At 38.3% G+C, this 23682-nt stretch carries 28 protein-coding genes; 21 read left to right on the forward strand and 7 right to left on the reverse strand.

Going from position 1 to position 23682, the window contains the following annotated elements; all coding sequences use genetic code 11:
- Positions 1-13 precede the first annotated feature (13 nt).
- From A8B79_RS07905 to A8B79_RS07935, 7 genes are all read left to right on the forward strand, one after another.
- Complete coding sequence (locus tag A8B79_RS07905) at positions 14-1591, forward strand: cation:proton antiporter family protein (RefSeq protein ID WP_066220617.1); 1578 nt, start codon at positions 14-16, stop codon at positions 1589-1591.
- A complete protein-coding gene (locus A8B79_RS07910; RefSeq protein ID WP_161485156.1) occupies positions 1584-2108 on the forward strand; it encodes a DsbA family protein in 525 nt (174 codons plus the stop codon). Before A8B79_RS07905 ends, A8B79_RS07910 begins: the two co-directional genes overlap by 8 nt.
- A gap of 1 nt (position 2109) precedes the next feature.
- Positions 2110-2361, forward strand: coding sequence for a UBP-type zinc finger domain-containing protein (locus A8B79_RS07915; protein ID WP_066220622.1), 252 nt, complete (start codon positions 2110-2112; stop codon positions 2359-2361).
- Positions 2358-3758 carry a sensor histidine kinase gene (locus A8B79_RS07920; RefSeq protein ID WP_066220625.1) on the forward strand — a complete coding sequence of 467 codons (1401 nt, stop codon included), beginning with the start codon at positions 2358-2360 and terminating at the stop codon, positions 3756-3758. The genes A8B79_RS07915 and A8B79_RS07920 overlap by 4 nt, the downstream gene beginning before the upstream one ends.
- Before the next feature lie 74 nt (positions 3759-3832).
- Complete coding sequence (locus A8B79_RS16355) at positions 3833-5500, forward strand: response regulator (RefSeq protein ID WP_066220627.1); 1668 nt, start codon at positions 3833-3835, stop codon at positions 5498-5500.
- 11 nt (positions 5501-5511) lie between these two features.
- The gene (locus tag A8B79_RS07930; protein ID WP_153038393.1) at positions 5512-5874 is read left to right on the forward strand and encodes a hypothetical protein; all 363 of its coding nucleotides are present in this window, start codon (positions 5512-5514) and stop codon (positions 5872-5874) included.
- A 186-nt stretch (positions 5875-6060) separates the two neighbouring features.
- Positions 6061-6489 carry a transposase gene (locus A8B79_RS07935; protein WP_201118532.1) on the forward strand — a complete coding sequence of 143 codons (429 nt, stop codon included), beginning with the start codon at positions 6061-6063 and terminating at the stop codon, positions 6487-6489.
- A gap of 7 nt (positions 6490-6496) precedes the next feature.
- Here A8B79_RS07935 and A8B79_RS07940 read toward each other — a convergent pair whose 3' ends face one another.
- Genes A8B79_RS07940 through A8B79_RS07950 form a run of 3 tightly spaced genes read right to left on the reverse strand, consistent with a single transcriptional unit; the run spans position 6497 to position 9515 of the window.
- Positions 6497-7096, reverse strand: a complete 600-nt coding sequence (locus tag A8B79_RS07940; RefSeq protein WP_066220636.1) for a peroxiredoxin family protein — start codon at positions 7094-7096, stop codon at positions 6497-6499.
- Positions 7097-7152: 56 nt separating this feature from the next.
- Complete coding sequence (locus tag A8B79_RS07945; protein WP_066220638.1) at positions 7153-8988, reverse strand: TIGR03545 family protein; 1836 nt, start codon at positions 8986-8988, stop codon at positions 7153-7155.
- A gap of 2 nt (positions 8989-8990) precedes the next feature.
- The gene (locus A8B79_RS07950; RefSeq protein ID WP_082894111.1) at positions 8991-9515 is read right to left on the reverse strand and encodes a DUF2062 domain-containing protein; all 525 of its coding nucleotides are present in this window, start codon (positions 9513-9515) and stop codon (positions 8991-8993) included.
- 106 nt (positions 9516-9621) lie between these two features.
- Here A8B79_RS07950 and A8B79_RS07955 point away from each other — a divergent pair, with 106 nt between their 5' ends.
- From A8B79_RS07955 to A8B79_RS07970, 4 genes are all read left to right on the forward strand, one after another.
- A complete protein-coding gene (locus A8B79_RS07955) occupies positions 9622-10980 on the forward strand; it encodes a choice-of-anchor B family protein (RefSeq protein ID WP_066220641.1) in 1359 nt (452 codons plus the stop codon).
- Between the two features lie 177 nt (positions 10981-11157).
- Positions 11158-12384, forward strand: coding sequence for an aminotransferase class I/II-fold pyridoxal phosphate-dependent enzyme (locus A8B79_RS07960; protein WP_066220643.1), 1227 nt, complete (start codon positions 11158-11160; stop codon positions 12382-12384).
- A gap of 119 nt (positions 12385-12503) precedes the next feature.
- On the forward strand, positions 12504-12911 hold the full coding sequence (locus tag A8B79_RS07965; RefSeq protein WP_066220646.1) for a DUF4293 family protein: 408 nt from the start codon (positions 12504-12506) through the stop codon (positions 12909-12911).
- On the forward strand, positions 12908-13825 hold the full coding sequence (locus A8B79_RS07970; protein ID WP_066220649.1) for a DMT family transporter: 918 nt from the start codon (positions 12908-12910) through the stop codon (positions 13823-13825). Before A8B79_RS07965 ends, A8B79_RS07970 begins: the two co-directional genes overlap by 4 nt.
- Positions 13826-13842: 17 nt before the next feature.
- Here the strand turns inward: A8B79_RS07970 and A8B79_RS07975 are convergent, their stop codons facing one another.
- The gene (locus tag A8B79_RS07975; protein WP_066220652.1) at positions 13843-14205 is read right to left on the reverse strand and encodes a response regulator; all 363 of its coding nucleotides are present in this window, start codon (positions 14203-14205) and stop codon (positions 13843-13845) included.
- Between the two features lie 147 nt (positions 14206-14352).
- A complete protein-coding gene (locus tag A8B79_RS07980; RefSeq protein ID WP_066220655.1) occupies positions 14353-15141 on the reverse strand; it encodes an alpha/beta fold hydrolase in 789 nt (262 codons plus the stop codon).
- Between the two features lie 96 nt (positions 15142-15237).
- On the opposite strand from A8B79_RS07980, the gene A8B79_RS07985 reads away from it, so the two are divergent.
- From A8B79_RS07985 to pnuC, 5 genes are read left to right on the forward strand one after another with little or no spacing between them, the layout of a single operon-like run.
- Positions 15238-15705, forward strand: coding sequence for a ComEA family DNA-binding protein (locus A8B79_RS07985; RefSeq protein WP_082894112.1), 468 nt, complete (start codon positions 15238-15240; stop codon positions 15703-15705).
- A gap of 15 nt (positions 15706-15720) precedes the next feature.
- Positions 15721-17262 carry a T9SS response regulator signal transducer PorX gene (locus tag A8B79_RS07990; protein WP_066220658.1) on the forward strand — a complete coding sequence of 514 codons (1542 nt, stop codon included), beginning with the start codon at positions 15721-15723 and terminating at the stop codon, positions 17260-17262.
- A 1-nt stretch (position 17263) separates the two neighbouring features.
- Positions 17264-17683, forward strand: a complete 420-nt coding sequence (tsaE, locus tag A8B79_RS07995) for a tRNA (adenosine(37)-N6)-threonylcarbamoyltransferase complex ATPase subunit type 1 TsaE (protein ID WP_066220660.1) — start codon at positions 17264-17266, stop codon at positions 17681-17683.
- A gap of 18 nt (positions 17684-17701) precedes the next feature.
- Entirely contained in the window at positions 17702-17989 is a 288-nt protein-coding gene (locus A8B79_RS08000; protein ID WP_066220662.1) for a hypothetical protein, read from the forward strand.
- Positions 17990-18607, forward strand: a complete 618-nt coding sequence (pnuC, locus tag A8B79_RS08005; RefSeq protein ID WP_066220665.1) for a nicotinamide riboside transporter PnuC — start codon at positions 17990-17992, stop codon at positions 18605-18607.
- Positions 18608-18681: 74 nt separating this feature from the next.
- Here pnuC and A8B79_RS08010 read toward each other — a convergent pair whose 3' ends face one another.
- Positions 18682-19467, reverse strand: a complete 786-nt coding sequence (locus A8B79_RS08010; protein ID WP_066220668.1) for a zinc ribbon domain-containing protein — start codon at positions 19465-19467, stop codon at positions 18682-18684.
- Complete coding sequence (locus tag A8B79_RS08015; RefSeq protein ID WP_066220672.1) at positions 19427-20488, reverse strand: Nif3-like dinuclear metal center hexameric protein; 1062 nt, start codon at positions 20486-20488, stop codon at positions 19427-19429. Before A8B79_RS08015 ends, A8B79_RS08010 begins: the two co-directional genes overlap by 41 nt.
- Positions 20489-20681: 193 nt before the next feature.
- On the opposite strand from A8B79_RS08015, the gene A8B79_RS08020 reads away from it, so the two are divergent.
- From A8B79_RS08020 to A8B79_RS08040, 5 genes are read left to right on the forward strand one after another with little or no spacing between them, the layout of a single operon-like run.
- Positions 20682-21380: a YggS family pyridoxal phosphate-dependent enzyme gene (locus tag A8B79_RS08020; RefSeq protein ID WP_066220675.1), complete on the forward strand. Its 699-nt coding sequence runs from the start codon at positions 20682-20684 to the stop codon at positions 21378-21380.
- 46 nt (positions 21381-21426) lie between these two features.
- Positions 21427-21729 carry a hypothetical protein gene (locus A8B79_RS08025; protein WP_066220677.1) on the forward strand — a complete coding sequence of 101 codons (303 nt, stop codon included), beginning with the start codon at positions 21427-21429 and terminating at the stop codon, positions 21727-21729.
- 10 nt (positions 21730-21739) lie between these two features.
- Positions 21740-22084, forward strand: a complete 345-nt coding sequence (locus A8B79_RS08030) for a hypothetical protein (protein ID WP_066220679.1) — start codon at positions 21740-21742, stop codon at positions 22082-22084.
- Between the two features lie 46 nt (positions 22085-22130).
- Complete coding sequence (locus tag A8B79_RS08035; RefSeq protein ID WP_066220682.1) at positions 22131-22775, forward strand: DivIVA domain-containing protein; 645 nt, start codon at positions 22131-22133, stop codon at positions 22773-22775.
- 17 nt (positions 22776-22792) lie between these two features.
- Positions 22793-23629 (forward strand): purine-nucleoside phosphorylase, encoded by an 837-nt coding sequence (locus tag A8B79_RS08040; RefSeq protein ID WP_066220685.1) that lies wholly within the window; start codon positions 22793-22795, stop codon positions 23627-23629.
- Positions 23630-23682: the final 53 nt, after the last annotated feature.

Here is a 23682-nt window from a genome sequence, read left to right on the forward strand (position 1 = left end):
CTAATTATTTTTAATGGAAATTCTCTGGCTTGGTCTTGCCTATGTTTTAGGTATGGTTGTTAAACAACTAAAACTGCCTCCTTTAATCGGATACTTGATAGCAGGTGTGGTACTGTCAGCCTTTGGTGTGTCAGACGAAAATGGCATGCTGCACACGATCGGGCATTATGGCGTTATTTTTCTTCTGTTCACGGTTGGATTACATCTAAGGATAAAAAATATTATCCGCCCGGAAGTGTTTGGTGCGGGAACTATTCACCTTGTGATAAGCGCAGGGATCTTTTTGGTAATTGCAATGGCTTTCGGTTTTTCTGCTATTGAAGGTTTGATCATTGGGATACTCCTCGGATTTTCAAGTACAGTTTTAGCCGCAAAAACACTGGAAGCTCGTGGTGAACTGAATGCTTTTCATGCTCGTGTTTCGATTGGTATTTTAATCGTTCAGGACTTGGTAGCAATTACAGTTTTAGCTTTAACCGGAGGTGGAATTCCATCTGTTTGGAGTTTTGGACTGCTTTTATTGCCGCTTCTTAGACCACTTCTCTTCAAATTACTTACATCAAGCGGACATGAAGATCTTCAGCTACTTTATGGACTCTTGCTTGCCATGGGGGGCGCCGCTCTGTTTGAAGTACTTGGCCTTTCCAGCGAATTGGGAGCACTTGTAGCCGGGGCGTTACTTTCAGGAACTCATGAATCGGATGAGCTTTCCGAAAAGTTATGGGGACTTAAAGAAGCATTTCTGGTTGGTTTCTTTTTAGAAGTGGGGTTGGCAGGCTTGCCGAACATGAACGACCTTCTGTTTGCCGGGGCTTTATTTGCTGTTCTCCCGATCAAAGCAGTTTTGTTTTTCTTTCTGCTGATACTGTTCAAGCTTCGTTCAAGAAATTCATTTATGGTGACTTTAACATTGACTTCCTTCAGTGAGTTTACGCTGATCGCAGGTATGGTGGCGGCATCATCCGGCTTTATTCCGGAATCCACGATCATAGTTTTCGCACTACTGATAGCGGTTTCATACACAGTGAATGCTCCATTATCAGCTAAATCGAACAGCTTATGGAAAAGATTTGAGCATAAACTCATTCCGCTAGAAAGAAATGTCAAACATCCGGGACAGCAGGTAGTCAGTTTAGGAGGTGCTGAATATTTGGTAGTTGGAATGGGGCAGGCGGGATCTTCAGCTTACGATTATTTAAAGGAAAGAGAATACAGAGTAACAGGAATGGATTCTGATCCTGCTCAGATCGAATATAATCTGGGAAAAAAACGTCGGGTAGTTTATGGAGATGCTCAGGATGCGGAGTTGTGGGAAAACATAGATCTATCAAGTGTCAAGGCAATTATGCTTGCAATGCCTTATGCTGATACAAAAATTCAGGCAACTAAAATGCTCCGTGAAAATAAATTTACCGAAGATATTTATGCGCTTACTATGAGGGATGAAGAGCATCAAGCGCTTAAAGAAGCCGGAGCAAATGCAGTTTGTTTACCTCTGATACAAGCCGGAAGAAAACTTGCTGAAATAAGCATAAGTGATGAAGTTGACGGTTCAATGTCGCTGAATTTTGAAATGAATTCTTTTGAGTGATTACAGCTTAAATATCAGAAATGAAGAATACCCGAAAGGAAATCTTTCTTCACAGAATATCCTGATCGAATACGGAGATTATGAATGTCCGTACAGTCGGTTGGGATACAGATATGTTCAAAAATTCTTGAAAGAAGAGGCAGACCTGAAATTCATATTCCGACACTTTCCGATCAAGAAAAAGCACCCCCATGCTGAAATGTGTGCTGAAGCAGCTTTATGTGCCGGTGATCAGGGAAAATTCTGGGAAATGCATGATCTTATGTTTGCAGATAATCAGAATCTGAGCAGAGAAAGATTGGAAGAGTTTGCTCAGGAACTCGATCTGGATAGAAGAAAGTTTCATGTAGATCTGGATTCACACATTTTTTTGAGTTGGGTTCAGCAAGATTTCAGAAGCGGCGTTAAAAACGGCGTAAATGATACTCCCACTTTTTTTATGAACGAAACCAAGTATGAAGGCAAACTAGCTTACAAAGAGTTATTGGCTTTTATCACGAATCATAAATTAAGCTGATATGTCTTGCGAACATGAAAATATGATCAAAATTACAGAGACCACTACTCATGAATGCGAAACTTGTGTTCAGCAAGAAGATGAATGGGTTCATTTGCGAATGTGCATGACTTGCGGTTATGTGGGTTGTTGCGATTCTTCAAAGAACAAGCATGCCAGAAAACACTATATGAGAAATGATCATCCGATAATCAGATCAGTTGAATCCGGCGAAGATTGGAGATATTGTTACATCGATAAGGAAATACTATGAGTACATTAAAAGAATTCGCAGTTCAAAAATTACACAGCTTCCCACAGTTCGAAAATGTGCCCGTAGATCAACTTGACTGGCTGGTAGAAAACTCGAGAATCTGTACCTATATGACTGATGAAAGGATCATGGAGCCGGGTACAGAAATTGATAAGATGTTCATTATACTGGATGGTAGAATAAGAATTCAGCTTCCAAGAGGAAGTTCGTTTACAAGTATAGGTGATTTTGTGACCGGAGATATTTCCGGACGTCTTCCATTTTCCAGAATGCAATCTACTTTGGCTCATTTAGTTGTAATGGAAGACACTACCATTCTTGAAACTCATGAAGATCTCTTTGTGGAGATCACCAAAAGATATGAGCTGATCGAAGCTTTTGTTCACAGTTTATCAGATAGAATTCGAAGCTTCACCTCTCAACAGCAGCAAAATGAAAAGCTGGTAGCACTGGGGAAACTTTCTGCGGGATTAGCTCATGAATTGAATAACCCGGCTTCTGCCATGGTTCGTGGAGCCACTGAGCTCAAAAAAAGATTGTCCCAAACGCCGGATAAACTCAAAGCCGTGATGAATATCAAGCTTACCAACGATCAAGTAGATGCCGTGAATGACTTGGTGTTTAAAAAAGCTGGAAGTGGATCTTCAAATCAGCAATCCTTAATGGAACGAACGGCGCTTGAAGATGAACTAACAGACTGGATGGAAGATCATGGAGTAGAAGAGGGCTTTGAATATTCCGAGACATTCGCTGAGTTTTGCTTTAATACTGAAGATCTTGAATTTGTTTCTGCTCATGTTGAAGACGAATATTTATCTGTGGTTTTAGGCTGGATCGAGGATGTTCTTACTACGGAGAAAATGGTGGAAGAGATCGAAGACTCTGCCCGACGAATTTCCGATCTGGTTTCTTCAGTTAAGACTTATTCTCATATGGATAGGGGAACAGACAAAGAAGTGGTGGAGCTTAAGAAAGTTCTAAAGAGTACAATTACAATGCTTAATCACAAAGCAAAGCAGAAAAAAGTAGAGATAGAACTAAATATCCCCTCTGGTTTATCTGAATTCTATGGATATGTAAGCGAACTAAACCAGGTATGGACGAACTTGCTGGACAATGCAATCGATGCTGTGCCGCAAGAAGGTAAGATCGAAGTAAAAGCTGTAGAGAAGAATAAAAATCTGTATCTGTTTTTTAAAGATAACGGTAGTGGAATTCCGGAGGATGTGTTGCCAAAAATATTCGATCCTTTTTTTACAACTAAAGACGTTGGTGAAGGAACAGGATTAGGCTTAGATGTGGTTCATAAAATAATTGAAAAACACGGAGCCTCAATTGATGTAGAATCAAAACCGGGAGATACAACATTTGAACTCTGTTTTCCATTAAATAATTAAGTTAAGAATGAAAAATTCAAAATTGTTTCTTTTCATTCTTAATTTTTCATTTTGAATTCCATAATTCCGAAGGAATGAAGAAACCCATAATTTTTACGATCGATGATGATGCTCAGGTGCTTAGAGCCATTACAAGAGATCTGCGCAGCAATTACAGAAAGGATTATAGGGTAATGAGCACTCAATCTCCGAAAGAAGCATTGTCAAGCCTACCTGAACTAAAAAAGCAAGGCGAAACGGTTGCGCTATTTCTATCAGACCAACGAATGCCCGATATGATTGGGGTAGATTTTCTGGAAAAAGCGAAAGGGTATTTCCCGGAAGCAAAGAGAGTTCTGCTAACGGCCTATTCTGATACAGACGCCGCAATTCGGGCAATTAATGAAGTTCAGCTGGATTACTATCTACTAAAACCTTGGGATCCGCCTGAAGAAAAATTGTACCCGGTTTTGGATGATCTGCTGGATGAATGGCAAGCTAATTTCCGTCCGGATTTTACCGGGATCAGATTAGTCGGGTATCAGTATTCACCAAAATCCCATACAGTTAAAGACTATCTTTCCGGAAATCTGATTCCTTACCGTTGGTTAGATATTGAGGAAAATGCAAAAGCCGCTGAATTATTAGAAGAGAATCAAATTGACCAAAAAGATCTGCCCGCAATATTTTTTGAAGATGGTGAATTCCTTATTGATCCAAGCCCGATTCAGATTGCTAACAAGCTTGGGAAAAATCCATCTGCTTCAAAAAATGTATATGATGTAGTGATTGTAGGTGCCGGTCCGGCAGGATTAGCGGCGGCGGTTTATGGTGGCTCGGAAGGATTAAAAACATTGCTCATTGAAAAGAGAGCTCCCGGAGGTCAGGCAGGAACAAGTTCTCGAATCGAGAATTATCTTGGTTTTCCAAAAGGATTAAGTGGTTCTGATTTGGCAAGACGCGCGATCACACAAGCCACAAGATTCGGAGTCGAGTTTTTATCTCCTCAAGAAGTGATCGATATCAAGCTGAACGATCAATATAAAACGGTTTGCTTGGCGGATGGAAGTGAGATCAATGCAAAAGCCGTAATTGTAACTACAGGCGTAAATTACAGAAAACTGGAAAGCAAAGGGATTTCAGATTTTACCGGAGCGGGAATTTACTACGGCGCTGCAATGACTGAAGCACACGCGTTTAAAGACAAACAAGTCTACATCGTTGGAGGAGGTAATTCAGCCGGTCAAGCAGCCATGTATCTGTCTACATTTGCAAAAAAAGTGTACATCACAATTCGGAAAGATTCACTCGTTTCAAGTATGTCATCTTATTTGATCGATCAGATAAACAGGACCGAAAACATAGAGCTTCTTGGAAACAGAGAAATTGTAGAGGCTTCCGGAAATGGTCATCTACAAGGACTGAAACTCCTGAATAACGTGGATGAATCAGAATCTGAAGTAGAAGCAGACGGTTTATTTATCTTTATCGGTGCAAAGCCTTACACCGACTGGATCCATGATAATGTGATCAAAAATGAAAGAGGTTTTATAGAGACCGGAAGAGATCTTCAGCGATATGATGACTATTCCAAAGTCTGGAAATTGGAAAGACAGCCCTATTTATTGGAATCATGCGCGCCCGGAATTTTTGCTGCGGGGGATGTCCGTGCCGGAGCTATGAACAGAGTTGCATCGGCAGTGGGCGAAGGCTCCATGGCTATAAAATATGTTCATGAATATTTAGCGGATTCGAATTTGTGATTATGGTAAATATGAGATTGAATAAAAGTCTGATCTTAAGTTTATTAATTGCATTTGTATTGACAAATCAGGTGTATTGTCAAGAAGAAGATCAGAAAGAACAAGCATTTAAAAAAGTACAAAGTCTTGTAGAGTTTAAAGATACGGTTTCAAAGATCGACTCATTAAAACAATCAGGTCATAAAATAGATGTTAGCGTTGTAGCCATTTGGGAATCTATTTTACCTGAGGATTCTACAAGTTCTATCGCACTATACTATCTCAACGAGGTTTTATTTAACAAGATTGAAAATCCTATTTATCTAATTAAGTTCGATAAAATAAAGAATGAGATTGTCTCCGTTGAAGGGGTAGGTCAGATCAGTATCGAATAAATTTGACCTTTTTGCGATTGCAACCTGTTCTCCATTAAGTATATAGTGTCAGAAAAATTCAAGAGAAAATATCGTAATGAAACCACTCGATTAAAGTCCTGAAATTATGGTTGGAATGGGGCTTATTTCGTAACAATTTGTGCGAAGAACAGAGAACGATATTTTGGAGAGTTAGAGAATGACGAAATGTTCCGATCTGAAATTGGAAAAATCGCAAACCAATGTTGGAAAGAGATCCCGGATCATTTTCCATTTGTGAAATTAGGAGAATTTGTGATTATGCCGAACCATGTGCATGGTATTATAATAATCGATAAAAAAGACGATGGCAGGTTTTCAAACCCCCACGTAGGGACGCAAAATTTTGCGTCCCTACGTGCACCGAAACCAAGGCAAAAATCTCAGAATAAATTTGGTCCTCAATCTAAAAACTTGGGTTCAATAGTCAGAGGGTTTAAGATCGGAGTTACAAAGAAGGCGAGAAAGATCAGAACTGATTTCCAATGGCAAGCAAGATACTACGATCATATAATCCGAGATCATGAGTCCTTTAATAACATCTCTGAATATATTCGAAATAATCCCTCTCAATGGAAAGAAGATAGGTTTTATTAAAAATCGATTATTTTAGTGAATTCAGTTGTTTCTCCAACTCTCTTCCCTTCAAATCCTTTGCTATCACAAAACCGGAAGAATCAATCAAAAAAGTAGTAGGGGTAGAATAAACACCGTATTTGGTGGCAACCGGAGAATCCACTCCTTTCAGATCAGAAACTTGTGGCCATGAAATACCGTCTTTCTTAACTGCTTTTTCCCAGTTCGTTTTACTTCGATCCAGAGAAACGGCGAGGATTTCAAACTCCTTATTTTTGTAATCAGGATAGACCTCTTTGAGGTGTTTATTTTCGGCTCTACACGTCGGACACCAGGTTGCCCAAAAAGTGAGTAGAACAGTCTTCCCTTCAAAATCAGACAACGAAATTTGCTCTCCATCTAAATCCGGAAGAGTAAAATTTGGTGCTTTGCTGCCGACAGTTATCTTCTCGTAATTAGCTACAAGCTCATCCTTTTTCCCATCAATCGTTTGATGTTCCAGCGTACCATTAAACACAGAGTAAACGGTGAAAAACAGAGGTTGCTCAGGGCTTCTGAAATAGAAAGGAAAAGCGATAGCGTAAATCACTATTAGTGTTGTAGGAACCCACCACCATTTAAATTTCATGTTTTCAAAGATGTTATAATCTAATATTCAAAAAAGCTTCACAAAAGCTTGAAAAGTCACTCCCAATCTATTCCAATTCTATCTTTGATATTGTTTTTCAAAGAATCTTCGAGTTCTTTCTTTTTCTTTTCTAATTCTTCCTTCTTCTCTTCAACTTTTTTGATCTCTTCATTTACCCGGTTTTCAAGCTTTTCATATTCTTTTCGAATCTCTGCTTCTTTTTCATTTTTAAAAGCCAGAAGTTGCTCTTTTCGATTACCGATCTCACTTCTTACTCTGGATTCTATTTTTTGACGTGCACGATCAACTTCTTTGCTAACGGTACTTTTAAGTGCGTTTACAAATAGATCGTCTACATTAGAACGAACTTTTACTTTTAGTGGTCCGTCAAGATTATCCACTAAAGCAGTAACATTTATTTGATCTGTGCTGGAAACTGCGTCCCGAATCAGTTGTTGAATTCTGTCTTTGGAAGGGTTTTGTCCGAAATCAAAAGCAATGCCTTTAGCTTTATAACCAATCTCACTATCAAATCTTTTGTCAATGATGCTTACAGAAGCCGAAACTTCGCCGGTTCCTGTTTTTAAGGGGTAAGGAAGTAATTCAGATGGAGAAATTTTAGAACCTTTTAACCCAAACCCATCATAAGTAAAGTTGATGGTTTCACGTGGCTCATCACCTAAATAATTGAATTCTCCGGTGAGGGTCATTGAACGATTTGAATCGTCTTTTCCTCCAAGATCAAACCTGATAGGCTCTTTTGTTTTCTTTTGATCACTGCTGATGTTTGTGATCTGTCCGGCAAGTTGAATAGCCGTTTTTGTTTCTCCGGAAAGATCTATGTTCTGTATCCAAAGTTTTGGCCAATCATATTTGTCACTGAACTTATAGTCTTTTCCTTCATAGCGTTCAATTTTGTCTTTATCCTCACCAACCAAACGGCTTCCATATTTTCGGGCTATTGCCACATACTCCAGATAACCTGAATAATCAGCAAGCAGGTTTTCACCGAAAAGGGACTGAGCAATATTACCGGGATCAATAGTGGGGAGTTTGGCCATATTCATAGCTCGTTGGAAATCAGCTTGAATCCAATTATCAATTCTGCCAACACTGAACTTTGAATCTCCGAAATCTTCTTGAAAATCATTTTTTAAATTCTGTGCACGAGTTTTGAGGGAGTCTACTTGTTTTACCAGTTTCTGAACATTCTTTATGGCTTCAATCGCTTTCTTAGGGTCTTTTATTTTCTTTACATCAATTGCGTTGATGGTTTTTTCGATATCAGCTATTTCTTTATTGATCTTTGTATTTGCAAAGGTGCTATCCCACTTTTGGTAATTTTTTGAAAGTCCGTTTCTCAGCGAATCAATCTTGTCAGGAGCTTGCAGATTCAACTTCGACATCAAACTGTCTACATTAATATTCGTTTTAATATTGGTGAACTCCATATTGGCATTTCGGGAAATTTCTGAGGTCACATCACCAATAACCTGAGCAACAAAACTTGGCTCAGCATTTTTTTCGTCTTCCGGAATTTCAAAATAGCCGTCTGTTTCTCTTTCGGTATCCATTTTAAAATCTTTAAAGATAATATCCTCAACAATCACTCTTTCCCACCAGGTTGGCCAGAAAAGAAAATCCAGTTCCATCTCCCCTGTTTCAAAGCTATTGCTCATGGTGTTTTCGGGATTGGTAACCTGAAGTCTGTTCCAACGAATTTTAAGGTCAATTAAATCGATATCGAAACCATCAATTTCAACCAATGCCCCATTAGAGATACTCGCCTGATATTCAATTTCTGATTCAATAATTGGGTCAATACTGATCCAGCTTATCAAAAAACCTAATGCGGTAATAATTGCCAGAAAAATTAGTCCTTTAATTCTCATAATTATCCTCTTACCCTTGCAACAGTTTGATATACTGAATAAAGTTTTGTGCCTTTCAAAGCTTTTGCAAACTTAGTTTTCATTACTTTTTCATGTATGTGTTTTCTGTATTGAAGAACTCCAACTTTTGTTAGCGGAAACATAGGAACACATAAAACTAAGGCGCTGATAAAGCTTCCGATCACAACCGTATTATAAAACTTGGTAATTGCCCAAAGCTCATTGTTATACATTGAAGTCCAGGTATCCTGCAAACCATCATTTTCGAGTATCCAGATTCCAAAGCTGTGAAATAAAGGATCAGCCAAATAAGCGATACCGCTGAAGATCAGAAAAGCCAGTATCGCCATTCCAATATTTACTTTTAGAATAATGATCAAAACCAATATTAAAAGGTTGTGAACTGATAAGACAGGGGTAAGCCCGATGATCATTCCAAGAATAAAACCACCTGCCAGTTGATTAGGTGAGGCCTCAGAAGAAAGTGCTTTAAGAAGTTTTGCAACATATTTCAGTATTAGGAACATACTATACTAATGAATTTTAATGGTATTCGTTCCAATATAAACGAATTTGACTAGTTAGATAAATGAATTCGTGTTAAATTCATAGAAAATTAAAACCGTTCGAATAATGAGATATATATATTTAGTTGCGATTTTATTGCTTGCACTAACTTCGTGTAAAGAGAATAAAAGCAATAATAATGATATTCCTTTTCCATGTGAAGGAGGTTTGTCTGATAACCAATATGTTTGTGAAAACATTGATCTTTTTGCAGTTGTCACTCCACAAGAATTACAAGGGCTGGATAAAAATTCAACTCCCACAGTTAATTTGAATGATATTTGGGGCTGGACAGATTCACAAACCGGAAAAGAATACGCCTTAGTCGGGTTGACAAATGGAGTATCGTTCGTTGATGTTTCAGATCCATCTGCTCCGGTAGTGATTGGTAAACTAAATGAAAGCAATATTTCAGCTAAATATAAAACACTGACAGACCCAAATTATGAAGCTTGCAAAGTAGGTATTGGCGATACTGAAAAATCAAAATCTTTGACAGAAGGTTCTGTCTGGAGAGATCATAAAGTTTTTGATGATCATTTATTTATTGGGAGTGACAATCAGTCTCACGGAGTTCAGGTTTTTGATCTGACTAAATTAAGAACATACAGCGGTTCATTTCTGGAATTTGACCATGATGCTCTTTATTCAGGCTTAGCAAATTCACACAATATTGTCATAAACGAAGAAACAGGTTTCGCATATGCTGTTGGAGCGACGAATGCGGACACTTGTAATACAGCCGGTTTACATATTATTGATATTAATGACCCTTCCAATCCAACATTTGCGGGATGTTATGAAGATACAACCCCACCTCGTCGACGATCAAATTCAGCCTATATTCATGACGCACAGTGTGTGATCTACGATGGTCCGGATTCCGATTATGCCGGAAAGGAAATTTGTTTCAATGCCGCAGAGAGATCTTTAGTGATTGCTGATGTAACAGACAAAAATGATTTGAAAACTATCTCTTTTGCTACGCAGCCAAATATGTATTACGCACATCAGGGATGGTTGACTGAAGACCAGAACTACTTTTTAATGAATGATGAACTGGATGAATATAACTTAGGCCGAACAACTAAAACTTACATATTTGATGTAAGAGATCTAGACAATCCGGTTTTTGTAGATTATTATGAGCATAACACTCAATCTATCGATCATAATCTGTATGTGAAAAACGATTTTGTATACGCTTCAAATTATGTTTCCGGTCTGCGCATTCTAAGCATGGATAATCTTGCAAGTGCACAACTCACCCAGGTTGGGTTTTTTGATTCAGAGCCTAATTCATTTGACGAACCAAACCGGGAGTTTGAAGGAGTTTGGAGCAGTTATCCTTATTTTAACAGTGGAATAGTTGTGATGAGTGACATAAATCGCGGATTATTTATACTAAAAGCTAATTTAGATTAAATTATTTCCGGTTTTATTTTTTGTAAACCCAGATAACCCTTGGTCTTATCGAAGCATGAAGATCAAGGGGGCATTTCTTTGAGTTAGGCGCTATTTTCCGTACCTTTTTTCCGTTTTTTACAGTAAGAGTACGTTCAAAATAAAACGAACTAATTATACTCCCACTTAAATATTTTTATGGATTTATTTGACAAGCTAGAGGGCAGACCAAGTCCCTTAGGGCCATTTACATCAGAAGGCTACGGATATTATACTTTTCCAAAATTAGAAGGTCCTCTTGGACCGGAAATGCAATTCAACGGTAAGGACATGATCGTTTGGAGCATTAATGATTATCTGGGAGTAGGCAGTAATTCCGAAATAAAGAAAATTGATGCGGAAGCAACTGCTAAATATTCTTTGAGTTCACCAATGGGAGCCCGTTTGATGACAGGGAACTCAACTCAACACGAATTGCTTGAACAAGAACTGGCAGAGTTTTCACATAAGCCTGCAGCTCAATTATTGAATTTCGGTTATCAGGGAATCATGAGTGTAATTCATGCACTAACCGACCGTAATGATTTTTTGATCTACGATGAACTGAGTCATGCTTGTATTGTTGATGGAAAACAGCTATCGATGGCAGATAAGTCAGTTTTCAAACACAATGATATTGAGAGCTTCAAAAAGCAACTTTACAGAGCCGCTTCCAGAAAAAAGGACAATTCATCTATCCTTGTTGTGACTGAAGGAGTTTTCGGGATGACCGGCGATCTTGGAATACTTAATGAGATCATTGAGTTAAAGAAGGAAGTCCCTTTCAGATTGTTGGTTGATGATGCGCATGGTTTTGGAACTCTCGGAGCTGATGGTTCAGGAACCGGGACACAATTAGGTTGCCAGGATGGAATTGATATTTACTTCGGAACATTTGCAAAAGCTGTTGCACTAATTGGGGCTTTTGTTTCTTCAGAGCCTCGTGTAATTGAGTTTTTGAAGGCAAATGTAAGAAGTCAGGTGTTTGCTAAGTCACTTCCAATGCCTATAGTTGTAACTGCCAGAGAGCGTTTAAAAATGATCCAAAAAAACCCTCAGTGGAGAGAAAAACTTTGGGAAAACACGATCAAATTGAGAGAAGGGCTTCAAAAGATCGGCTATACTGTATTGCCTTCAGAAAGCCCTGTAACGCCGGTACTAACGCAAGGTAGTACTGATCTTTGCCAAGATATTATGCGCAAGCTAAGAGAAGAGCATGGAGTGTTTGTAAGCGGAGTTGCTTATCCTGTTGTGCCAAGAGGAACCGTATTAATTCGTCTGATTCCTACTGCAGCCCACAATGATAAGCATATAGAAAAAACATTAGAGGCTTTTGACTCTATCAAAGACTTCGTTTTTGCAGCCGCCGCAGAAATTGCCAGTTAAATTTAAAACGGGCCTCATCAGCTATGAGGTTCATTTTATTTATTCATTTCCGAATTCTTAACTGTAAAGAATTCGGTTTTTGAATTATCTTTAAGTTTTATTGACTAAAAATTATTCTAGTGTTACAACGTCCACAAACAATCTTTCTAGTTCTATCAGCCTTATCAAGCCTTGCGGTTTACTTTACGCCGGTATATGACAAAGCAATGCAAGATCCTCAGCTCTGGATCGGCTATGGATTAGCTACCGGGCTTGTTATTGCTATTATTCTCTCCATTTTTTCCATTTTTAAATATTCTGATCGTAAAATTCAGATCAAATGGACTAAAGTGGCAATGCTGTTCCAACTTGCAGGAATTGGTTTCGCAGTTGGAATCTTATTTTCTCTGGGAGGAATTGGTACGTATTTATGGGACGAAGCTCTGGGTTCAGGCCTGGCTATGCTTGGGCTGTGTTTTCAAGGGCTGGCGATTCGTTTCATTAAAAAAGATCTTGAATTAGTTCGTTCAATCGACCGCATAAGATGACCTCAGTAAGTTCAGAAGAGACTTATTCTCCCCTTAAAGTTTATGGGGCACTCTTCATCGGTTTAGCGGCATTTAGTTTAGCCCCGATCTTAGTGCGATTTGCAGCAAACTATTCAGGAGTATTGCTGGCTACGATCAGAACGATTTTAGCAGTATTAATACTAGCTCCTATCTACATATCGTACAAACTTAAAAAAGAAGTCAGGCCTGTTGAATCACGCAAAGAACATGTTTTAGTTGCCGTTGCAGGTTTAGCGTTAGGTTTGCATTTCATTGCATGGATCAATTCCATTTATTACACATCAGTTTCGTCAGCTTCTGTTTTAGTTTGTATTCACCCAATTATTCTGATAATTGCCGAGCGCACCTTAATGAAAACCTCATTTCGACCAATAGTTTGGACGGGTGTTATCATATCTTTTATAGGAACTCTGTTGCTTGGTTATTTTGATCTGGATGCTTCAAACACATTTCCGCAAGCCGGTTTAGGGAATACGTTAGCAGTTACAGCTGCTGCGATATTTGCATTATACTTTTTGATAGGAAGAAAGATTAGGCAGAAAAGAACCTGGATAGGTTATGTATTTCCTGTTTACGCTTACGCGGCAATTACATGCACATTTTTTTTGCTAGTAACTGAAGGAATGCCATCGCAAATTGATGGTCGGTTATTTTTGATCGGGCTTGCATTAGCAGTTGGTCCTCAGATATTTGGCCACGGATCGTTGAATTATGCAGTTAAATATGTTTCAGCTACATTATTATCTACATTGATACTTGCAGAGCCCATCTTAGCCTCAATTATAGCCTACTTTTTATTTCAGGAACTTCCATTGCCACTTTCGATTTTAGCAATGACGATCATTTTGGTAGGAATAGGTCTTACCTGGAAAAGAAGAAGCAAAGCTGCTTAAGAACTAACAGGCTTCGGTTAGTTTTCGAAAAGACGCAGAGTTTGTTTTAGTTCATCAACTCTAACCGGTTTAGGTAAAGGGTGAACGTTTTTCAGGTTAGAAGCCATTTTAAGATGTTCATATGTGGTGTCTCCTGACAATATCAGAAAGGGCGTTTCATTATTTTCTTTACGGAGTGCTTCTACTACATCTAATCCTTTCATTGTTCCCAGCAGGTTCTGGTCACTTACTACAAAATCAGGTTCTAAAGCTTTTATTTTTTCTAAACCATCTTCTCCTGTTACAGAAGTTTCGATAACATCGTAACCGAGTGTTTGTAACATTTTTTTCTGGACTATCGTGAGCAAATGGTCGTCTTCTAAAAGAATTACTTTTTTCATGGGAAAGCTTGTTTTAATATCCTGTGCCTTTGAAACCTAATGTATTATCGGAAAAGATTAAGAAATCTTAACGTAAATAGTAAGTTTTTTTCTTCTGCTTTATAAATATGAGTTTTTCCGTTGCTTAGATGGGAACGTATTTATTTCTTATTTGAAATAGGCTTCTGCAATTGAAACAAACTGCTTGGGCTTATCAAGAAAAGCATAATGACCGGCATCTTCTATAACCACCAGAGCTGAATTTTTAATTCCTTGTTCAATTCTTTCACCCTGATAAATAGGAGTTGCTTCATCATTCCGGCCCCAAAGCAAAAGTATGTCATGTGGAATAAGAGGTAAGCATTTTTCCAGATATTCAGTAACCGATTTTACAAAGGTTTCCCTCATCACTCCGGAAAGTTGATTGTATTCACCAGAGCCAAGGCTTTTCCATAAGGAAGTTTGCCGGAGCTTTACAAGAGCGGGTTCTCGGTAAGATTTCGGAAGAATGCTGAACGGGAGTTTTAATAATTTGGCGAGATACTTCCTGAAATAAAACTTTAGCGAACGTTTGGGCTTCATGCCGGCTCCACCGGTAATCAGAACTTTTTGGATACGCTCGCGACCAAATTTTCTAGAACAAAGCTTTAAAGTAATTCTTCCACCAAATGAATGTACAAGCAGATCAACAGGCTCTTCAAATTTGTTGCTAATGAACGATTCAACAGCATCGGCATAATCATCAATACTCCATGAAGTATTTGGTTCAGGTGAGTCCCCGAATCCCGGAAGGTCTAAAACATAGGAAGTTCTGATATGCGCTAAAGATCTTGCAAGAGGCATCATCACGCGTCGGCTACTCCCCCAGCCATGTAACACTACAAGAGGTTTTCCTTTGCCAATCACTTCATAACTGATAGGCAGGTCTTTATAAATATATGTTTCCGCATTTGCCATACTAGGAGGTAAACATCTCACTTAACAGGATCGAATACAAGTTGACTTGCTGATAATTTGTTCCCTTATTTACTTCAGATTATAGTAACTATAACTATGAAAAAATTTAAAAGAGATATCTTTTTTTGGATCGAGAGACTCCAGATCACTCGTAAAGAACGAATTGTAATATCATGTCTAATGGTTTTGGTGATTATGATGTTTACGATTTCGGGTTTAATGACAAAAAAATATAACTCAAGTTCAGAAAATTACGCAGCTATCTTGAAAGAATTTGAAGAAAAGTCAGCCGCTATTGAGGAGAGAAAAAAATTGGCTGTCAATGATTCTGTAATTGAAAATGAAGAAAAGGGAACAAATACTGTTACTTTAAAGATCAATATAAACACCGCTGATATTACTGAACTTCAAAAGCTGAAAGGAATAGGCTCAACTTATGCACAACGAATTGTTGATTACCGTCAAGAAAACGGCGAATTTAAAAGCATCGAAGAGCTCTTAAATATTAAAGGGATTGGAGAGAAACGTTTAGAAGACATCAAAACGTTTATAACACTAAAGTGAATTATTAAGGAATGTATGCCGGATATTTTATGGGTAGATGACCAGATCGATCAACTTCGTTCACACATTATTTTTCTAGAGAAAAAAGGGTTTAATATCGAACCTGTTACAAACGGTGAAGATGCGATTGCAATGATAAAAGAGCAGATATTTGATATAGTATTTCTTGATGAGCAAATGCCCGGAATGGACGGTATAGAGACGCTCGAGCAGTTAAAGAACATAAACCCTCAGCTTCCGGTTGTTATGATCACAAAAAGTGAAGAAGAGTCTATAATGGAAGATGCTATTGGAGGTAAGATCTCTGATTACCTTATTAAACCGGTAAACCCAAATCAGATTCTTCTTACAACAAAAAGAATTTTAGAACGATCAAGATTGCAAAATGAAAAATCTGCTCAAACTTACCTGAAACAGTTTGGGGAGATCTCTTCAAGAATTCATCCTAATACAGGATGGCAGGAATGGATAGAGATTTTTAAAGAGCTCTCAAAATGGAAAATAGATCTTGAAACCGGGGACGAAAACTTAGTTCATGTTTTGGAAGACCAAATTCAGGAAGCGAATAAGGAATTCGGAAAATTTATCGAAAATGAATACCAGTCATGGCTGACATCAAAAGACGGTTCTCCTGTATTGTCTCCTTCAATTATTGAAAAATATGTGCAGCCCCATCTTGAGAAGGGAGAAAAAACAATGTTCTTTATCATTGATTGTATGAGATATGATCAGTGGTTGACTTTTGAAGCCGTACTTTCAAAGTATTATAATATCGAAACGGATTTTTATTATTCGATCCTGCCTACAGCAACCCCATATTCAAGAAACGCAATTTTTGCAGGTTTATACCCTTCAGATATAGAACGGTTGTACCCGGAATTATGGCAACAAGGACAGGATGAGACGTCATTGAATCGCCATGAAGAAGAATTACTTAAACGACAATTAGATCGCTTGGGTATTGACTTAAAATTCAAATATGAAAAAGTTTTAAATGCAGAGGAGGGGAAGCGAATTGCGGATAAAATGCAGAATTATAAGCAGTCAAAATTTGCAGCGTTTGTCTATAATTTTGTTGACACCCTTGTTCATTCTCGATCAGATTCTGACGTGATCAAAGAATTAGCACCTGATGAAGCAGCTTTTCGATCTATTACAGAAGCTTGGTTTCTTCATTCAAATTTATTACAAATGTTTAAAACACTGTCAGAAGAAGATGTTACCGTGGTTATTACAACAGATCATGGTTCAGTGCGCGCTTTACGGGACACAAAAGTGTATGGAGACAGGGATACTGCAAAGAACCTGAGATATAAATATGGAAGAAACCTGAAAGCGGATGAGAGAAATGCGGTTTTCTTTATGGAAAACCCTCTGGATTATAAACTACCTGAGGTAACAGGAGTTAATAATTACATCATTGCTAAAGAAGATTACTTTTTTGTGTATCCAACAAATTACAATAAATATCAGAACCGTTATAAGGATACTTTTCAACATGGTGGCGCCTCAATGGAGGAAATGATCTTGCCGGTTGCAACGATGAAGCCAAAGTAGAATGAAATTCAAAAGTAGTTCGGTAAAAGAGACCATCGAATTTGGAAGAAAGTTCGCAGAAGAACTGAAAGCCGGAGATGTTGTATGTCTGGAGGGTGATCTGGGAGCAGGAAAAACACATTTTGTAAAAGGTATTGCATCCGGATTAGGAATAGATCAGGAAAAAGTAAACTCACCAACATTTACTCTTATAAATGAATACTTTGGAGAAATACCCATCTTTCATTTTGATTGCTATCGTCTCAAAACAATTCAGGAAGCTTTAGAAATTGGCATCGAGGAATATTTATACGGGGAAGGCGTTTCCGTTATCGAGTGGCCTTCAAAGATAAAAGAATTAATTCCTGAATACGCTATTCAAATAGAGATAAAACATGAAGGAACCTCAGAAAGAAGCATTTTAATTTCAGATCGTAGCTAAAGTGCCGTAAATTTAATTATGTCATCTACTAAAAAGCGAAGGCTTTCATATCGTTTAGATTTATTGCCGGTGATACTTCCCTATCACTTACGGGCAAAGAACGACCTGAAGAAAGGTGATCTTGTATATTACGGACCAAGCCCCGAATACTATGGAATCGGTGAAGTTGTTCAGCTCGAAGAAAAAGTGTGTGTAGTAGATTTTCGAGGAACCGGACTAATGGGGATTCATAAAGATGAACTTCGATCCAGCTACCTTATCCCGATTCATAAACTCAATCTCTCCAGAGTTTTAAAAGGCCAATAAATGCAACCAATTATAGATGGGATAGTTAATGGGATATATCAAACTTCCGGTTTAGAGTGGGTTGCGGTAATTTGTGGAGTAGCCAGTGTAATTTATTCCATGAGAGAAAATATACTGGTCTACCCTACCGGAATTATCAGCGTTCTTATCTATGTGTATCTGGCATTTGAATACAAGTTATACGCCGATATGGGAGTTAATGGATATTACTTCGTTATGAGTGTGTATGGCTGGTACTACTGGACAAATACCGATGGTAACAAAGATCAGGTTCCTGTAACCATCAATTCCTTAAGAGAGAACTTTTATTCAGTGGGAATTCTGGGAGGAAGTTTTGGGATATTGGTTTTTGTACTTATCAACTTTACCGATAGTGATGTTCCTTTTTGGGACGCAACCACTACTGCATTTGCTATACTTGGGATGTGGTTAATGGCACGTAAGAAACTTGAAAACTGGATAGCCTGGATCATTACAGACCTGATCTCAATACCGCTATACTTTCATAAAGGATTGGTATTAACGAGTTTCCAATTCCTGATATTCACTGTTTTGGCAACAATGGGCTACTTTGCGTGGAAGAAGTCATTGGAAGAAAATCGTTTTAAATCTGTGTAAATAATAAAAAAAGGGAAGCCGTCTGACTTCCCTTCTTAGAATCTGTGCTGATCACAGTTATAAAAATCTATTGCTTAAATAGAAAGCTGCTCTTTTGCTTTATCAAAGAATGATTGATCAACGACTATACGGCCGCTGTTCTCATCAATAATTACTTTATTCATTCTGCGAACTTCTACCTGAGTTTGTGGAGGAAGAGCCATGCCGAATGCGGCGCCTCTGTCCATAGCTACAACAGCGATACCATTGTTAAGACCATTTCTCAATCGGTTGTAGTTACGCAGGTAGCGCGCGTCTACTTCTTTTTCTACTTTCTTTCTTTCCTTAAGAAGTTGAGCTTCTTCGTCTTCAGTAGATTTAGTAACAGACTCAAGACTGCTGCTCTTTTCTTCGAGTTCAGCTTTTGCAGCGTCAAGTTCAGCTTTAGCCTCTTCGATTTCAGGACCTATCGCTTCTTGTCTTTTGTCGATTTCCTCAATACGAGAAGTAGCATTTTCTACTACCTGCTTCTGAGCTTCAATTTCTTTTGTTAAAGCGTCATACTCTCTATTGTTACGAACAGCAAGCTGCTGATCTTCGTATTTTTTTGTTTTCTCCTCAGAGCTTGCTAATTCAAGCTTAAGGTTATCATATTCTACAATAAGATCTTTCTCTTCTTGCTCAAGTTTTGACAGACGAGCCTCTTTACGGGCAATATCTGTTTCAATATCAAGAATCTCTTCAGGAAGATCGCCTCTCAACTGTTTAAGCTCATCGATGCGGCTATCTATATATTGTAAATTTGCTAGTTGTTGAAGTGCTTCTTTCATGGATTGCTTTTCAGCTTTGTTGAATGGATTTTGGTTTGGAGTCCGATACATAGGTTTGCATCGGGTTGGTTACTACATTAGTAACAGTTACAGAAAGGTTGTCGAAAGCTTCGGATAATTCTTTTCTTAAAGCTTCGGCAACCGGAAATTCGCTCTCATAATGCCCTACATCTACTAATAGAAAATTCTCTTGCTCTGTAAAATAATCGTGGTATTTAATATCGGCAGTAACAAAGGCATCGGCACCACTTTTAATGGCTTTTTCTTTCAGAAAAACTCCTGCTCCGCCACAAACTGCCACCGTCTTAATTCGGTTTACATCTCCTGAAAAACGAATGGCTTTTACGTCAAGGGCTTGAGATACTAAGTGCAGGAATTCATTTTTACCTAAACCATCTTCAGGGTATTGACCAATTACTCCCATTCCAAAGTTATTTGAAGTGGAAACAAGATCCGTTATCTGAAGCGCGCCTTCTTTAAGTAAACCTTCTTTCTTAAGTCCTTTTCTGAGCGCGGGTAAGTGATGTTTATCAATGATTGCTTCAAAACATCTGAGATCACTTTCTCTACTCTCTACGCTATAATGATGCACATCTTCAGCTGAATAATAATTCAATAACTGAACCATGGAATCACTGTTCTCCACGGAGCTTACAAGACTTATTTTTTTGCTGATGGAGTAATTCTTTGTAAGAAAACTCAGATCATCTAAACCCAGCATATTTGCTAAAACAAAAGAGACGCCATCTAATGCAGCGTCCAGATTTGTGTGAGCAACTAATAAACCAATGTCATTTTTTATCAGCTTATAAATGATCCGTCCTTGTTCATCAGTAGGATTGATCTTTCCGATCTTGCTGAATATAAGTGGGTGATGCGCTACAATGAGCTCACAATCATTTTGGATCGCTTCGGCTACAATTGCATCTGTTATATCTAAACAAGTAAGAACATTTGTAACTTCGGCATCAGGGTCTCCCACAAGAAGTCCGACATTATCGTAATCCATTTTAGTTCCGGGAGGAGCCCACTGATTTAAAAAGGTGGATATGTGTCGGATTTTTGTAGCCATTTATCTTTTACCTTTTGAAATGTTTAAGATAAATTGACCTGACGGGAACGCTATGAATTTGTAGAAAGTCAGTTTGTACAATAGAAGTTGATTTAGGCTTTCTTTGAGCTCCCAAAAATAAGGGTAATTATTGAATGATAAAAGCCTTTATTGATGTTATTAATGTAAAATTAATACTAAACCACTGATTTGAATGGAAAAATCACAAATTTGTGAAAATATTGAGAAAGTAAAAGGCAAAATTGAGAGCACTTGTAAGAAAATCGGGAGGGATAGCAGCGGGGTTATGCTGGTTGCAGTAAGCAAAACCAAACCGGTTTCTTATATACAGGAAGCATTGAATTGCGGACAAGTTGAGTTCGGGGAAAACAGAATGCAGGAACTGGAAGACAAGATTCCTGAGTTTGATGGAAAGAAGATTTCCTGGCACATGATCGGAAACCTTCAGACTAACAAAATTAAACTCATCGCAGATAAAGTGAACTGGGTTCATTCCATTGAAAAGTTGAAATATCTAAAAGAGTTTGAAAAGCGTTCTAATGGAAATAAAATTAACGCTCTTATTCAGGTAAACATCAGTGGAGAAAAACAAAAAGGAGGAGTTGAACCGGAAGATCTTGCTCAGATTTTGGAATCCGCTACAAATTTTGAAAATGTAACTGTATGTGGGTTAATGGGAATGGCTACTTTTACAGATGATCCTGAAGATGTGCGCCATGAATTCAAGTTGCTGAAAAACCTTTTTGATGAGCATCAGGAATTTAACTCAGGAAGTGTTAAACTCAGAGAGCTCTCTATGGGGATGAGCAACGATATGGAAGTTGCGATCGAAGAAGGAGCAACCATGGTTCGGGTAGGAAGCGAAATATTCGGTGCACGAAACTATGATTAACCATTCCCGTAGTCGGCATTGTACTATTAATTAAACACAGGGCATTATGTTATTTGGATTACCATGGTGGGCAATTATACCGCTAGTTGCTATAATTGGAGGTTTTATAACGAAATATCGGGAACAGGAACTGAAACACGAAGAGAAAAGGATGGCTAGTACGAAGGAGATACATGAGCTTCGGAAAATTATTCAAAATCTTAAAGCTAGAATAGAAAAATTAGAAGGATCAGTGTCTTCATCTGGTTCAGATGTGAAAAAAAATGTACCTCTAGATGATATAGAGATAAAAGATGAGTACTATTCAGATGGAAATGACGACTCAACTAGAAACAGGGTACAAAACTAGGAGATAGGTTATGCCTGAAGAGATTTTTATTATAATTCTTACAGCAATAATTTCGGGTACTGGATTTGTTACATATATCGCAAAGAAAACCTTTGAGATAAACAAGATCAAAGCAATGAAAGATAAATCAAGTGGAGAGATCAATCCCCAATTTTTTAAAGCATTAGGGGACTTCAAGAAAAGCACAGAACGCAGAATTGCCAATCTGGAATCTATAGTGGCTGATCTGGAAGAAGAGAAAATAAGAATTCCCGAGGCTTCGAATGCGGGAGAGATCGAGATCGAAGAAAAAGAAGTTCGCTCTTCTGATGAAAAAGAAGATGATTCTAATCTGAGGAACATGTTAAACGAATAAGTGTTATTTTATTAACTGATAAGATTACTCTCAAAATATTCGTGCAATGAAACTTACCCCTCTTGAAATTAAACAACAGCAGTTCGAGAAAACCCTCCGCGGTTTTGATGTTGCTGATGTTCAATCTTTTCTGACGCTGGTTTCGAACGAGGTTGAGCATTTGCTTAACAAAAACAAAGAACTTGAAAATCAGATCGATAAGCTAAATGATCGTGTTCGCCATTATGAACGTGTGGAAGAAGCACTTCATGAAACGCTGCAAACCACCAAGGAATCAGTAGCTCAAAAACTGGATGGAGCAAAAGCAGAAGCTCAGAACAAGATCGATAAAGCAGAGATGCAGGCTGAAGGCATTTTGAAGGAAGCCAACCATCAAAGGCAACAAATTCGCCAAAACATTCAGCGGTTATTAGAAAAAAGAGAAGAGATTATCGCAGGAATGAATTCTTATCTTGAGAACTCTCAGGAATCATTATCAAAATTTGGTAAAGATGAGTTGGGTATCTTTAATTTGCCCAAAGAAGATTTGCAGGCGGGACAGGATCCAGCTGAAGAAAGAAAACCTCGTTTTGAACTCGATGAAGAGGAGCCTGACACTGAAGAGACGAAGAGTAAAAAAGAAGAGGAAATAGATCTCTCCTTACCTCCCGGTACAGAGCATCTTGATGATATCCTCGACGAAATAGACTAACAATATTTTAACTGACTATGGCATTAGACACCGTTGAACAATTTCGTTCAAAAAGAGACGAAGCGCTAAATTTTATAGAATCAAAAACAGATTTCCAACCGGAGTATCTGTTGATACTGGGAACCGGTTTAGGTCAGCTGGGCGAAGAGATAGATGTTCAGGATTCTATCAGCTATTCAGATATTCCTCACTTTCCGGTTTCTACAGTTGAAAGTCATGCAGGAAGATTACTTTTCGGAATATTGGGAGGAAAGAAAGTGGTAGCCATGCAAGGGCGTTTTCACTTCTATGAAGGTTATACCATGCAACAAATTGCATTCCCGGTAAGGGTTGCCAAAGCTCTTGGTGCTCATAGTCTTTTTGTAAGTAATGCCTGCGGCGGAATGAACCCGAATTTTGAAGCCGGAGACATAATGTTGATCACCGATCACATTAACTTTTTAGGTGATAATCCATTGATCGGACCAAATGACGATGAACTGGGTCCTCGATTCCCGGATATGAGTGATCCTTATACAAGCAGATTAAGAGAAATTGCTCAGAATGTTGCTCTCGATAATTCTTTAAAAATGCATCAGGGAATCTATTTGGCTATTTCAGGGCCAATGCTCGAAACCAGAGCTGAATACAGATATATGAGACAGCTGGGAGCCGATGTTGTAGGGATGAGCACTGTCCCGGAGGTAATAGCCGCAGTTCACATGGGAATGGATGTGCTAGGAATTTCAGTAATTACTGATGAATGCTTCCCCGATTCACTGAAGCCTGTAGTGCTTGAAGAGATATTTGCAGCGGCTGCACAGGCCGAACCTAAAATGACACAAGTAATAATCGGAGTATTAGAACGACTTTAGCCAATTTTTTATCCACAAAATGCGTTACTTTTCCACGTACCCTTGCGTGAATG

The organism is Balneola sp. EhC07, from assembly GCF_001650905.1.
GTDB lineage: Bacteria > Bacteroidota > Rhodothermia > Balneolales > Balneolaceae > Balneola.